This is a genomic window from Streptomyces olivochromogenes, from assembly GCF_021538895.1.
Taxonomy (GTDB): domain Bacteria; phylum Actinomycetota; class Actinomycetes; order Streptomycetales; family Streptomycetaceae; genus Streptomyces; species Streptomyces olivochromogenes_A.
This window is the reverse complement of the sequence record NZ_JADDRL010000064.1, coordinates 42,356-55,661: the sequence shown is the minus strand read 5'-3', so window position 1 is coordinate 55,661 and position 13,306 is coordinate 42,356. Positions and strand designations below refer to the sequence as shown.

The window sequence follows — 13,306 nt, the reverse complement described above, 5'->3', positions numbered from 1 at the left end:
GCGGAGTTGGTCGAGGGAGACGTGCCAGGTGTGGCGTACGACGGTGCGGGCCACAGACGGATCGTCTGCCTGGGGATGCGCCGCCGCGACCAGGTCGTCGAACTCTGCGTCCAGGGCGCCTTGGTAGGTAGTGAAGGTGGTGTAGCGGCTGGTTGGGGTGGCGAGGTAGCGGCCAGCTGCTTGCAGGGCCAGGGGCAGGCCCCCGAGCCTGCTGGCAAGTGCGCGGGCGTCCTCGGGGCTGACTGCGAGGGGTGCGGCGTCGTGCAGTACTTGGCCTGCCGCTTCTTCCTGCAGCGGGTGGAGGTTGATGATCTGTGCGCGGGGTCCCCAGGTTGTTGTGGTGGTGTCGCGGCTGGTGATCAGGAGCAGGCCGGCGCCGTCGGGGCGCAGCCACCCGCAGTAAGCGGCTACGGGCTCGTTTCCGGGGCCGATCCGGGTGGGGGTGTCGACGTTGTCCACGACGATCACCCAGCCCGCCACTGTGGCGAGATGGTCCCAGACGGTGTCGACGAGTACCGCTCGCCCTGTCTGGGCTTCGGACAGCTGGTGGTCGCTCAGGGCGACGCCTTGAGGGTCTCCTGGCTGCTGACGTTGCAGCAGATCACCCCCGCGTTCGGCAACGTGCCGAGCGACCGCGCCGCTGCGGGTCAATACACCCAGCCCCGACCTTAGTGAGGGTAGCTACCCCCTCATGCGGGACCCGATGAAGACTTGCGAGGGACCTGGCCCGCGGAGCGCCTGCCTGCCAGCGCTTTGAAGTGGCCAGTAGTACCCGGCGGCCGCCACGCGGATCCGCTCACGCCGAGCCCGTTCCTCCCCGGTCAGCCCGCCACCATCGGGATACCTCATCCCTCCGGCATAACGCGATCCAACGACAGGGCTCACCACCCGACGTAACCCACGCCGTTAAAGATCTCTAGCCGACGCCACAGGCAAGTTGAAGCGATCACCGGCTACGCAAATCTTGCAAGAGCCTGATTTATGACGCTCCCGGCTGGTCAGCCCTTTCGTCGGCAATGCTTGCTGTAAATTGCATCGGCGAAATAGGCGGCTGCCCGGCGCAAGATCGCCCGCTCCAGCTGCCACTCTTTCTCTGTCTTCAGCAATCGCTGGTTCTCGGCTCGCAGCCGGGCCAGCTCCTCGGCCGGACTCTGCACGGTGCTGTCTGGCGGCTCGGGAGCGGACCGGACGGTGTCCTTGCGGACCCACGTGCGCAGCGTCTCCCCGGTGATCCCGAGATCCGCGGCCACCGCCACGTGCGTGCGCTTGCCGCCGGACGCGCGGTACAGCGCGGCGGCGTCCTTCCGAAACTCCTCCGGATACGGAGACTGGCGTCCCACCTGGACATCCCTCCCTGAACCATCAAGATCCATTGTCGGGGTGTCCACTCCAAAGGAACAGCCTCAACCAGTGACTACCCCTGCCGGTAGGACACGATCGCGGCGAACTGTGCGCCCGATTTCCACGGACGGAGGCGTACTTTCGCTCAGAGGGCAGAACCAATCGCCGGCTTGCGGCGGCGTGCCGATGCCGCGTCGAAGCCGTCTGGGCTCCTGGCGGTCATGGGGGCAGCGGAGCCCGAGGCGGTCGCTGCGGGAGTCGGGTGCCCGCATGCCCCCGGTCGCTCCTGGAGCGAGGGCCTCGGGGAGCGTGGGTTCGCCGTGTCGAGTGGTCGATGCCCCACCAGCCGGCACATCGGCACCTCGAGTGTGATCTCGCTTTTCGCCGACGGCGGCTACGAGCACGACAGCTACCGCAAGCACGACTCCAGTGAGTGGAGTGAATCATGCCTTCTGATGCTATCTAGAGACTTGACCGACTCCAGAAACGGCGTACGGTCATAAATGAGATTGCAAACCGTCCCCCCGAAGGCGCGCCCTCATGGACCGCACAGTTCCCCTAGAACCCCACCCGGGCGGAACCATCGCCGACGCGGCTCCTCCTGGTCCGCAGTGCTCAGCTCCTCCCCTTCCGTCCGGTGAACCCCTCGGCGTGACCTGCTTGGAATCGTTCGTGGGCGGGCCGTGGTCCTTGCCGTGGTCGCCGTCCGCGTGTGTCCTGGCGAGGACTGCCATACGCGATGTGTTGCCGCAGTGGGGTCTGGGTGAGCTCGTCCCGACCGCCGAACTGCTGGTCAGCGAGCTGGTGAGTAACGCGTTGCGTCATGCTGCCGGTCCGCTGCGCCTCACCCTCGAGCGGGTATCCGATGTGCGCTGTCTGGTCAGCGACGGCTCTTCGCAAACTCCCCGCCTGACGCAGGCAGGTCCAGGGGATGAGCACGGCCGCGGGCTCACGCTGGTGGACATGTTGGCCGCACGGTGGGGCTGTGAGCACGGGCCCGTGGGTAAGAGCGTCTGGTTCGAGCTCGCTGCCGACGCGGACGCACCTGACCTGGAAAGGAGGGGTGCCCGGGGCGGCCGGGATGCAGCCACGGGCGAGACCCGCTTGGGCGCGCTGGACGTCGTGAACGGTGACAGAAAATGCCAGGCAGCGTGACAACCGTGACCAGCGCCGAGGAACCCATGGCGGTGGCCGTGACGCGGCTGCGCACGGCGGGCATGCGGGTGACCGCTCCGCGCATGGCCCTGCTGATGGCTGTCTCCGATTCGGCCGAACACCTCGATGCCGACACCCTGCGTGACCGTGCGCAGCAGATCACGGGCCACCTGTCCCTGCAGGCCACCTACAACGTGCTGCGCGCCCTCACGGACGCCGGTCTGGTCCGGTGCACTCAGATCCCGGGTCACCCGACCCGTTACGAGACCGAGCGCCACGACAACCACCACCACTTCGTGTGCCGTCGGTGCGGTGCAATCTGTGACGTGGAGTGTGCGGTGGGTGCGGCTCCGTGTATGGAGCCCCGGTTGCCGGAGGAGTACGACATCCAGGAGGCCGCAGTGACGTTCTGGGGCTTCTGTCCTGACTGCCGGGCTGCGGCCACAGGGTCCTGACGGCCAGGGACCGCTTGGCCTGACGGACAAGCGAAGATCATCCCATCCCATCAGTCAATGTGGCAGCGCCCTCACGAGTGCTCGGCGTCGGCCGTCCGCCGACATGCGATGGGAGCTGTCGGCGCCCCGTATCCTCGGGGCATGGTCGGGGCACAGACACAGAAGGCCGAGCGTGGACCTGGGCGGCCGCGCCAGGAGCGGGTCACGGACGACACCCTCGAGGCAGTGATCGAGCTGGTGACCGAGCAGGGCGTCGACGCATTGACGATGGATGCTGTAGCAGCGCGTGCCGGGGTGAGTAAGCCTGCTATCTACCGGCGCTGGCCCTCCAAGCAGGCCTTGATCATCGCGGCGGCCGAGTCACGGATAGGCCCGCTGTCGGTCCCGGACCTGGGTGACATTCGGGCCGAGCTGCGCGAGGTGCTGGCGGCGCGCTTGGCGTCGTACCGACTGCCGGGTACGGCGCGGCTGCTGACGGAACTCATGGCAGCGGCCGCCGAGGCGGACGGGGCCCGTGGAGAGTACGTGGACTACACGGACCGGTTGATGGCCGAGACGCGCCGCATCCTCCAGCGGGGCATCGCCCGCGGCGAGGTACGGCCCGACGTCGACATCCGGTCGGCCGCCACGCTGGTGGCGGCGCCGCTGGTGTACCGCTTGCTGGCGGAGCGTGAACTGCCTAACGTGCGCTTCGTGGAAGACTTGGTGGATCTGGTCGTCCGGGCGGTCGGTCGCGCCGGAGACTGAGAACCTCGTCCCCCTGGGCGCGCGGCGCGTGCGGACTTTCCCGCCCGTCGTCAGTGGTCGTCTTATCTCGAGGTTTTATCCCGAAATCAGTGTTTGATCCGTTGATGTCGGGTCGCGCCAGGAGACAGCGCTGTCGCCGGTGAGGCGGCGGGACGTCACGTCGGTCATGGCGAGGCGGATCATGGCTTCGGAGCTTCGGAGCTTCGGTATCGGGTAAATCCCTTGGCCCCGGGGGTGCGGGTGACGATTTCCATGTCGATACCAAGGATGGCGGCATGTTCGACGAAGTGCTGCCGGTAGCCGCCGTCGACCCAGACCTTGCGTATGCCGGGATGGCTGGACGCGACCTTGTCGAGGAGATGAGTGCCGGCCACGGAGTCCTGCACGCCGACCGCGGTGACCGGCATGGCGAGGAGGACGCCGATCGTGTCGATCACGATGCTCCACTTCCTGCCCGCGATCTTTTCGCCGGCGTCCGTGCCCTGGCTGGAGGCAGGGACGCCGGTGGAGGTCTTGACGCTCTGCGCGTTGATCACGGAGGCTGGCGGCTTGGCGTTCCGACCCTCCTTCCGTGGCGCCAACTCCCTGAGCAGGCCGTTGAGCTGGGCGAACACTCCTTCCTTCTCCCGCTGCGCAAAGTAGCCGTAGACCGTTTCCCGGGGCGGAAAGTCGTGCGGCAGGTAGCGCCACTGCACCCCGGTGCGGTCCATGTACAGGGCCGCGTTCCAGAATTCGCGCAGGTCGTGTTCGGGCGGGCGCCCGAAGTTTCGCCGCGCCCCCCGCAGATCACCCAGGTCTGCGACTCCTCCCAGGCTGGCCAGCTCGTCACCTGGGCCTAGGACTGCCTTCGCAGCATCCTCAAGACCGTCCCGTCCCAAGGGCGCCAAAGGGTTCGTCGGCCTTCTGCGCCGCTGGCGAGTCGAACGCACGTTGGGGGTGAATCATGACGCTCGCCGTAACGCGAGGCCGACGAACGCCTTCCTCAGCAATGCGCACCTGAACTGGGCACTCATCACCCTCATGACCGGGCGACTCACGATGAGGAAGCCCGCCCTGCCGTGAAGAAGAGGTCCTGACCGCGGCATGCCCATCATGCAGACCGATCACCCCTGACGATCAGTCAGGGAAGCGCACCGACTCCAGCACACGGGCCGTCTCCACGTGCCCCGTGTAGTCCAGGAACAGTACCCGGGAGACGGGCAGGTGCCACGCCCGTGGTGAGAAGCGGTGGCCGTTCGCGCAGGCGGCCGTCCAGCGGTCGTAGGCCGCCTTGTGGTTGCCCACCGGGCGCAGGCCGGACTCGACCGGTGGTGATGACGTGCCGCTGGAGATGCCGTTGAAGGAACCGTCCGCGAGGGTCGGGTCGACCGGGCAGGGTTGGACATCGGTTGCCGCGTACCAGCCGCCTGGTTGACGGGCCTCGTAGGGCTGCAGTTCGTGGCCGGCGATGGAGCCGGACTGGATGGCGATTCCGGCGCAGCCGAACATCGTTGGCAGCCCGGCCTGGTGTACGGGCTGCACGCAGGCGTCGCTGCCGTACGTCATCAGCGTCCAGCCCGGGGGTATCTCGAACGTCAGCCGGGCGAAGGTGACATGGGGCCAGGGGGCGCGAGTGCGAGGGGCAGCCGCGGTTTTGGCGGGTGCCGGCTTCGGGGCGCGGCTCGGCGGTGCGGTCGCCGGCGGGCGCGCTGATGTCTTTGCGGTCGAGGGCGTTCCGGCCGTCCGCTCCGCGCCGGCGGCTGTGGGCTTCGCCGACGCGTCCCCTCCGCCGGCGGGGCCGCACGCGCTCGCGGCGACGGCCACGGCCAGGGTCGCGGCGGCCAACTGCAGGCGTCTGAGGCGCTTCTTCATTATTGCGAATCCCTTCGTGGCCAGGCAGGAGTGTGCCATCCGTCTGGCCGCCCGCATCTCACACATACATAACGAGAGTCCCGCCTCCCCTTGCTGAGGGGTGGCGAGCCCGTGGGCTCAGCCTGGCTATTCAGGTCCCGATCTCGACCAGTGCCCGAACTTGACCACTCGGATGGGAAATCGCCGGGTATGAGGGCGGGGGCTGTGGCGAGTGAGTGGCTTCACGTCGTCCCGCCAGCAGCCAACCCTCCAGACCGTCCAGCCGCACACAACTCATTGCCACCGTTCAAGAACTCTCACTTCAGGACGCAATGGTGTGGCGCGGCGGTCGGTGACGACCGTCATTGAGCTAGGTGCCGAGCATCGCGGGCTGGGTCGATCAGGGTCACCGAGGCCGTGCCCCCCAGCACGAGTAGTACGGCCGCGAGGAGTACGGCGTGCTGGTAGCCGGCCCTGCCCTGGGTGTCGACCAGGTATCCGGTCAGAGCCGGGGCGATCAGGCCGCCCGTGGTGACCACGGCGTTCATCAGGCCGAGGGCGCCGCCGCGCCGATGGGCCGGGACGAGTTCGGCGACCGTGGTCACCGCGATCGTCGACATCGTCCCACACAGGCCGAAGCCGACGAGCAGGAGGAGCACGGTGACCGGCCCGCGTGCGGCCTGCGACAGGGCACCGCAACCGAGGGCGGAGACCAGCAGGCTGATTCCGCCGACGCGGCCACGGGCCCACCGGCTGCTCACGCCGCGCCGCAGCAGCCAGGCGGTGACTCCCGCCTGGCCCAGCAGCGCGATGGCGCTGATCGCCCAGATTCCGGCGACGAGGCCGGCGGCGGTGGTGGTGGAGTAGCCCAGGCCGTCGTGCAGGTACGAGGGCACCCACACCAGTGACAGGGCGATCATCCAGTACGTGCAGAAGTAGCCGATCGAGGCCCCGATCCAGGTTCTGGTGGCCAGGATGCGCCGGTACGAGGGGGCGTGCGAGCACTCTTCGTCGCTGCTTCCGGACGCGTCGCTGGCGCTGTGGGCCCCGGTTTGCGGTGTCCGGTCCTTACCGAACACGGTCCAGGCTGCCGCCCAGAGCACGCCGGCGACGGCGACGGCGGCGAAGGAGGAGCGCCAGCCGTGGTGCTGGATCACCCAGGTGAGCCCTGGGGCGGCGAGCACCACGCCAAGCGCGATGCCTACGCTGAGCAGCGCGCCGGGAAGGTTGCGTCGGCTGTCCGGGAACCACGCCAGAGCGCTGTGCTGGGCCACCGGAAAGGCGGGCCCCTCCGCGGCACCGAGCATGATCCGCGAGACGACCAATGCGACCAGCCCTCCGCCCAGGGCCATCGGCACCTGGGCGATCGACCACAGTAGTGCCATCCCCAGCAGCAGCCACCGTGGTCGCACCCGGTCCGCCAGCAGCCCGCCCATGGCGCCGCACAGTGAGAAGAGCAGGAAGAACGCGCTGTTGGCCACCCCGAATCCGGTCGCCGAAAGGCCCAGGTCATGGCGTATCGGATCGGCCGCCAGTCCGAGGACGGACTTGTCGGCGAAGTTGACCATCATGAAGACCACCAGCAACCCGGTGATGGTCCAGGCCTGCCGTCGATGGCCGAGGCTCGTCGTGACGGGCTCGGTGAGCGCGGCGGGGGTGAGATCGGTGTTGGGCACGGGGGCTCCGCGAAGGTAGCTGTTCTCGGGCAGGGGTGATCGGCGTAGAGCACGGGGGAGGGGACGTCGGCGGATCGAGGGCGCGGCAGCACGTATCAGTCACAGCGGCGCAAAATTCGTTACGTGAAGTATCGATACGGTTGAGTGTGGCGGCAAGGGTCTGATCGCTGCGATCGCCCGATGGTGGCCCGGCAGCGACCCTCCGCCCGGGTGGGGCGTGCGGCGAACGAGTCGCCGCGGTCCGCACGGCCCGGCGGATGTATGTCCTTTCCTGCGGCAGGGGCAGAGCCGTCGGTGGATTGCCGTGTGCGAGAGGTGCCCGGTCTCTGGCTGCCCGTCTGGCGGCACCCGCCGTTCCGGCCTCCCGGCTGCGAATGCGGCTCCTGGCCGGTGCGGCGAAATAGTCATGAGGGACCCTTGCGGCCACCTGCCCGGATATCGATACTTCCGGTAACGATTTTTCGGATGCGACCTTGGAGGACCATATGGACACGACTGGGACCGACAAGAACCCCCTTCTGGAGAAGCCGCTGATCCACTTCGGCCGGCGCCTGCTGGAGCGGACCGGGCCTGGCACCGCACCGGCCGAGTACCGGCTTCTGCAGATTGCGCCGATGACGCCGCACATCGGGGCGGAGATCGGCGGTGTGGACCTGTCCGGGCCGATCGACGATGAGCTCGTGGAGGAGCTGCGGCAGGCCCTGCTCGAATGGAAGGTGATCTTCTTCCGTGACCAGCACGACTTCGACGTCGACGCCCACCTGGCGCTGGCCGCGGTGTGGGGTGAACCGGAGCCGAACCCGTTCTTCCCGAAGGGCGACACCATCGGTGTCTCACGGCTGGCCAAGGACGCATCGGCTATCGGCCAGGAGAACATCTGGCACAGCGACCACTCGTTCATGGCCGCGCCCGCCCTGGGCTCGGTGCTCCGCTCGGTCGAGGTCCCGCCGGCCGGCGGCGACACCATGTGGGCCGACATGGGCGCCGCCTACGACAACCTCAGCGACGAGATGAAGCAGCGCATCGAGGGTCTCACCGCCGTACACGACTGGGAGCCCAGCTGGGGCACGTTCATGACCCAGGACCAGATAGCGGCGCTGCGCCTGTCCCTGCCTGCGGTCGAGCACCCGGTCGTCGTGCGGCACCCGCGCACCGGGCGCAAGACGCTGTACGTCAACGAGCCGTTCACGACCCGCATCGTCGGACTGCCCGAGGACGAGAGCCGGGAGCTGCTGCACGAACTTGGCCTGCAGGCCCGCATTCCGGAGCTTCAGGTGCGTTTCCGGTGGCAGCCCGACTCGATCGCGATCTGGGACAACATCGCCGTCCAGCACTACGCCATCAACGACTACTACCCCCAGCGTCGGGTGATGGAGCGCATTGCGATCGCCGGCGTCCCGCTGTCCTGAGCGCCAGCTCCTCACCCGGCGGTTCCGGCGATCTGCCGGCTCGGCGTCGTGCCTGCACCCGGTGGCCGAGCCGCCCGCGTTCCGCGGCCCGGCCACCGTCATCCTGATTGCCGCGGACCGCGACGTTCGGCGCCGCGGCGCCTTGCCCCCCGCTTCAGATTCTGCTTGCTCGCCTTGCCAAGCATGACGTACCGCGCCCTGAGGGAACTGCGTCACCACGCCCCGTCCTGGGCAACCGCCCGCCCCGCTCGCCGAACACATCGGATTGCTGGAACGGCTCATGCCCAGGAACCGCAACGAGGCGGCCGACCTGGCGGCGGCGGGCGCACGCGTCAAGGGATAGCCCCCACTCTCCGTGGGCCGGAGAAGACTGGGCCGGTGGTCCGTCGTCGCCGGCCCGGCACGTCGCCTCGCGGCTGTAAGTGACGCGAGCGCCCGCACACGCCTCTCGCCAGAGAGTGAACGCTTCGTCGACGTCTGCCTCGGCCACAAGGGACTCACCCAAGACGCCGTCGACGGCAGGCCATCGGAGCTTGAGCCGTTCCTGATTCAGCACGAAACGAAACCAGCTGGTCTCCACCTCGGCCGCATGCCGGACGAGGCCGAGAAGAGGCGGCCTGGCATGGGGGAGGGCGGGCCAAGGGGACCGCCACGGTGGTCACCTCGGACGTGCGCTGTCCGCCATGCCTCGGCAGCGGCACACTGGAGGCGACGGGGCGATCGCCGGGCGTACCCTTCGGGCGGGCCGAGGGCCGCAACCCCCAGCCGGACTGCCGGCCGGTCGCCCTTGGTGGATCAGTACGGCGGGAGCGGAGATGGCTGAGGCTTCCGGAGCGGCCACGCGGCATGAACCCACGAGCGCGGCCTGCCACATGGACGAGACCGGGTTGCGCCGCTTGCTCGCCGGTCTCACCGCGGTCCGGGACGGCGATTTCCACACCCGGATCCCCGAAGACGGCGACGGGCTGCTTGGCGAGATCGCCACCGTTTTCAACGGCATGCTGGACCAGTTGTCACGGTTCACCTCCGAGGTCACCCGGGTGGCCCGCGAGGTCGGCAGCGAGGGCCGCCTCGGCGGGCAGGCCCGGGTGCCGGACGTGTCGGGGTCGTGGAAGGACCTCACCGAATCGGTGAACGCGATGGGCGGCAACCTCACCACTCAGGTGCGCAACATCGCGCAGGTGGCCACCGCTGTGGCCTGCGGCGACCTCTCCCAGAAGATCACCGTGGACGCTCGCGGGGAGATCCTCGAGCTCAAGGAGACCATCAACACGATGGTCGACCAGCTTTCGGCATTTGCCGACGAGGTGACTCGGGTGGCCCGCGAGGTGGGCACCGAGGGCAACCTCGGCGGCCAGGCCACCGTCCGCGGGGTCTCCGGCACCTGGAAGGACCTCACCGACAACGTCAATGTCATGGCGTCCAATCTCACCGGCCAGGTGCGGAACATCGCTCAGGTGGCCACCGCCGTTGCCCGGGGCGACCTCTCGCAGCGGATCGGCGTCGAGGCCAAGGGGGAGGTCGCCGCCCTTGCCGGGGTCATCAACACCATGGTCGACACCCTGTCGGCATTCGCCGACGAGGTCACCAGAGTGGCCTGTGAGGTGGGCACCGAGGGCATTCTCGGCGGCCAGGCCCGGGTGCCGCATGTGGCGGGTACCTGGAAGGACCTCACGGACAGCGTCAACTCCATGGCGAACAACCTGACCGGCCAGGTCCGCAATATCGCCCAGGTCACCACCGCCGTCGCCCAGGGCGACCTCACCCGCAAGATCGACGTGGACGCCCGCGGGGAGATCCTGGAACTCAAGACCACCATCAACACCATGGTGGATCAGCTGTCCTCCTTCGCCGCGGAGGTGACCCGGGTGGCCCGCGAGGTCGGCAGCGAGGGCCGCCTCGGCGGGCAGGCTGAAGTGGAGGGCGTCTCGGGCACCTGGAAGCGGCTCACCGAGAACGTGAACGAGCTGGCCGACAACCTCACCCTCCAGGTCCGCGCAATCGCCGAGGTCACCAGTGCGGTGGCAGAAGGCGATCTCACACGCTCCATCACCGTGGGCGCCTCCGGAGAGGTTGCCGAGCTCAAGGACAACATCAATGCCATGGTGAAGTCGCTGCGCCAGACCATCCAGGCCAACCAGGAGCAGGACTGGCTCAAGACCAACCTGGCCCGGATCTCCGGCCTGATACAGGGCCGTCGCGATCTCGCCGACGTGGCCAGGCTGATCATGGACGAGCTGGTGCCGCTGGTCTCGGCCCAGTACGGCGCCTTCTTCCTCGCCGAGGACACCGATGAAGGTGTGCAGCTGTGCCTCATCGACTCCTACGGACGTCCCGAGGGCTCCCACCGCCCCACACGGTTCCGGCTCGGCGAGTCACTGGTGGGTCAGGCCGCCCGCAGCCGACGCACTATCGCCGTGGGCGACGTACCAGCCGATTACGTCACTGTCTCCTCCGGTCTTGGCAGTGCGGCCCCCAGCAGCCTGATCGTGCTGCCCCTCACGGTGGAGGAGCAGGTTCTCGGCGTCATCGAACTGGCCTCCACCGGCCGCTTCACCCCGGTGCACCGGGACTTCCTGGACCAGCTGATGGAGACCGTGGGCGCCAACCTCAGCACCATCCTCGCCAACGCCCGCACCGACGAGCTCCTGGGCGAGTCCCAACGCCTCGCGGGCGAGCTCCAGGCCCGTTCGGAGGAACTCCAGGTCCGTCAGGAGGAGCTGCAGCATTCCAACGCCGAGCTGGAGGAGAAGGCCGCGCTGCTGGCCAGCCAGAACCGCGACATCGAGACGAAGAACCTGGAGATCGAGCAGGCGCGGCAGGAGCTCGAGGCCCGGGCACGGGAGCTCGCCCGTGCCTCCAAATACAAGTCGGAGTTCCTGGCAAACATGAGCCACGAGCTGCGGACGCCGCTCAACAGCCTGCTCATCCTCGCCCAGCTGCTGGCCCAGAACCCCAACCGCAACCTCACCCCGAAGCAGGTGGAGTACGCGGAAGTCATCCACTCCGCCGGCTCCGACCTGCTCCAACTGATCAACGACATCCTCGACCTGTCCAAGGTCGAGGCGGGGAAGATGGACATCAGCCCCGAGCGCTTCCGGCTGCGTCAGCTGCTGGACTACCTGGAGGCTGCCTTCCGTCCCCTGACCGCCCAGAAAGGGCTGGAGTTCCGGCTCCTCACGGCACCCGGAGTCCAGTCCGAACTGGTCACCGACGAGTCCCGGTTGCGCCAGGTCCTGCGCAACCTGCTCTCCAACGCGGTGAAGTTCACCGAGGCAGGCCACGTCGAGCTGCGAGTCGAACCCGTCGACACAGCCTCCACCGACCTGCCCGACTTCGTCCGCCGCGGCAGCGCCGCCCTGGCCTTCCGGGTCAGCGACACCGGCATCGGCATCTCGGACCAGCAACTGGAGAGCATCTTCGGTGCCTTCCAGCAGGCCGATGGCACCACCAGCCGCAGATACGGAGGAACCGGCCTGGGCCTGTCCATCTGCCGCGAGATCGCCTACCTGCTCGGCGGCACCATCAGCGCCAGGAGCACACAGGGCGAGGGCAGCTGCTTCACCCTGTACCTGCCGACTGTGCACCCCGCCGTCCAGCACACCGGGGCCCCACCCGCAGCCGCTGCATCCTCACCGGCGGCAGTGCCCGGCGCCGAGCTCCGCGAAGACCGGGGCACCGTGGCCGGCGGCCTGGAACGCCCCGGCGAAGCCGGCCTCGCCCCGGACACCCACGGCGCGCCCACCGCGCTGCTCCGCGTGCTGGTCGTCGAGGCCGGGCCGCGAGGGCTGCTGTCCCGGCTGACCGAGAGCGCCGTCGCCGAGCTGCCCGGACTCAACGCGCCGGTTCTGGTGGACACCGCCATGGATCCCGGTCAGGCGGCGGCCGCACTGGCCGACCGGGCACACCACTTCGTAGTAGTGGACCATGGCCCGTCGAGGGAAAGAGCAGGTGAACTGCTGGAGCTCCTCGACGCCGACCCGGCCCTGCGCCACGTTCCCGTCCTTGTCTACTGGAGCCACCCGGCCCCCTCGGCCGAGGAGGAGCATCGGCTCAGGGAATGCGCCGGCGCCCAGCCGCTCGAAGTGCTCACCAGCCTGGACGAGCTGCGCGAACGCGTCGTGGCGCACCTGACCGCCGAGTGCCCCGGGGACGCCCTGTCACTGGGGCGCGCCCCGGTGACCAGGCCGCAGCCCGCACCTCAGGAGTCCGATCCGCTGGCCGACCGCACCGTACTGATCGTCGACGACGATGCCCGGAGCGTCTTTGCCCTCACCGGCATCCTCGAACTGCACGGCATGCGGGTCCTGCATGCCGAGAACGGCCGTGAAGGCTTGGAGGCACTGGCCGATGAGGACATCGACTTGGTCCTGATGGACGTGATGATGCCGGAGATGGACGGTTACGCCGCCACCGCGGCGATTCGGGCGGTGCCCGGGCGCCGCCGGGTGCCGATCATCGCGGTCACCGCCAAGGCCATGTCCGGTGACCAGGAGAAGTGCCTCGCCGCCGGGGCCGACGACTACGTACCCAAGCCCTTCGACGCACAACAGTTGGTCGACTGCATGCGCCGCTGGCTCGACCTGTGATGTGCTTGGACTGGGTACCAGGCGAGCAGTCGTCCGCCGGATCCCCGGGCCGAGGAGCACCGCCGAGGAGCACCCCATGGTGGAGCAGCAGCGCGAGCCCATGG

At 68.6% G+C, this 13,306-nt stretch carries 8 protein-coding genes and 5 pseudogenes; 6 read left to right on the top strand and 7 right to left on the bottom strand.

What is annotated here, in order from left to right; all coding sequences use genetic code 11:
* A pseudogene (locus IPZ69_RS28665) lies at positions 1-468 on the bottom strand (tetratricopeptide repeat protein); the annotation flags it as partial.
* Between the two features lie 21 nt (positions 469-489).
* Between IPZ69_RS28665 and IPZ69_RS28660 the strand changes: the two are divergent.
* Positions 490-672: a hypothetical protein gene (locus IPZ69_RS28660; protein WP_235457476.1), complete on the top strand. Its 183-nt coding sequence runs from the start codon at positions 490-492 to the stop codon at positions 670-672.
* A 102-nt stretch (positions 673-774) separates the two neighbouring features.
* Here the strand turns inward: IPZ69_RS28660 and IPZ69_RS48125 are convergent.
* Positions 775-849: pseudogene (locus IPZ69_RS48125) on the bottom strand (helix-turn-helix domain-containing protein); the annotation flags it as partial.
* 186 nt (positions 850-1,035) lie between these two features.
* Positions 1,036-1,340: pseudogene (locus tag IPZ69_RS28655) on the bottom strand (transposase); the annotation flags it as partial.
* A gap of 541 nt (positions 1,341-1,881) precedes the next feature.
* Between IPZ69_RS28655 and IPZ69_RS28650 the strand changes: the two are divergent.
* From IPZ69_RS28650 to IPZ69_RS28640, 3 genes are all read left to right on the top strand, one after another.
* Positions 1,882-2,496, top strand: coding sequence for an ATP-binding protein (locus tag IPZ69_RS28650; RefSeq protein ID WP_374294136.1), 615 nt, complete (start codon positions 1,882-1,884; stop codon positions 2,494-2,496).
* 5 nt (positions 2,497-2,501) lie between these two features.
* Positions 2,502-2,951: a Fur family transcriptional regulator gene (locus IPZ69_RS28645; RefSeq protein ID WP_235457473.1), complete on the top strand. Its 450-nt coding sequence runs from the start codon at positions 2,502-2,504 to the stop codon at positions 2,949-2,951.
* A 225-nt stretch (positions 2,952-3,176) separates the two neighbouring features.
* Positions 3,177-3,698, top strand: a complete 522-nt coding sequence (locus IPZ69_RS28640) for a TetR/AcrR family transcriptional regulator (protein ID WP_235457472.1) — start codon at positions 3,177-3,179, stop codon at positions 3,696-3,698.
* A 75-nt stretch (positions 3,699-3,773) separates the two neighbouring features.
* On the opposite strand, the pseudogene IPZ69_RS28635 reads toward IPZ69_RS28640, so the two are convergent.
* The 3 genes and pseudogenes from IPZ69_RS28635 to IPZ69_RS28625 all read right to left on the bottom strand — a co-directional run.
* A pseudogene (locus tag IPZ69_RS28635) lies at positions 3,774-4,480 on the bottom strand (transposase); the annotation flags it as partial.
* 334 nt (positions 4,481-4,814) lie between these two features.
* Entirely contained in the window at positions 4,815-5,549 is a 735-nt protein-coding gene (locus IPZ69_RS28630) for a hypothetical protein (RefSeq protein ID WP_235457470.1), read from the bottom strand.
* A 341-nt stretch (positions 5,550-5,890) separates the two neighbouring features.
* Positions 5,891-7,204, bottom strand: a complete 1,314-nt coding sequence (locus IPZ69_RS28625) for an MFS transporter (RefSeq protein WP_235457469.1) — start codon at positions 7,202-7,204, stop codon at positions 5,891-5,893.
* A 485-nt stretch (positions 7,205-7,689) separates the two neighbouring features.
* Between IPZ69_RS28625 and IPZ69_RS28620 the strand changes: the two genes are divergently transcribed.
* Complete coding sequence (locus IPZ69_RS28620; RefSeq protein ID WP_235457468.1) at positions 7,690-8,613, top strand: TauD/TfdA dioxygenase family protein; 924 nt, start codon at positions 7,690-7,692, stop codon at positions 8,611-8,613.
* A gap of 154 nt (positions 8,614-8,767) precedes the next feature.
* Here the strand turns inward: IPZ69_RS28620 and IPZ69_RS28615 are convergent.
* A pseudogene (locus IPZ69_RS28615) lies at positions 8,768-9,238 on the bottom strand (mycothiol transferase); the annotation flags it as partial.
* Positions 9,239-9,485: 247 nt separating this feature from the next.
* Here IPZ69_RS28615 and IPZ69_RS28610 point away from each other — a divergent pair.
* Positions 9,486-13,202: a HAMP domain-containing protein gene (locus tag IPZ69_RS28610; protein ID WP_235457481.1), complete on the top strand. Its 3,717-nt coding sequence runs from the start codon at positions 9,486-9,488 to the stop codon at positions 13,200-13,202.
* Positions 13,203-13,306 lie beyond the last annotated feature (104 nt).

Bases quoted from the DNA above. Each gene is read 5' to 3' on its own strand.
- IPZ69_RS28660 (WP_235457476.1), top strand. From the start codon at position 490: ATGGTCCCAGACGGTGTCGACGAGTACCGCTCGCCCTGTCTGGGCTTC.
- IPZ69_RS28650 (WP_374294136.1), top strand. From the start codon at position 1,882: ATGGACCGCACAGTTCCCCTAGAACCCCACCCGGGCGGAACCATCGCC.
- IPZ69_RS28630 (WP_235457470.1), bottom strand. From the start codon at position 5,549: ATGAAGAAGCGCCTCAGACGCCTGCAGTTGGCCGCCGCGACCCTGGCC.
- IPZ69_RS28620 (WP_235457468.1), top strand. From the start codon at position 7,690: ATGGACACGACTGGGACCGACAAGAACCCCCTTCTGGAGAAGCCGCTG.
- IPZ69_RS28610 (WP_235457481.1), top strand. From the start codon at position 9,486: ATGGACGAGACCGGGTTGCGCCGCTTGCTCGCCGGTCTCACCGCGGTC.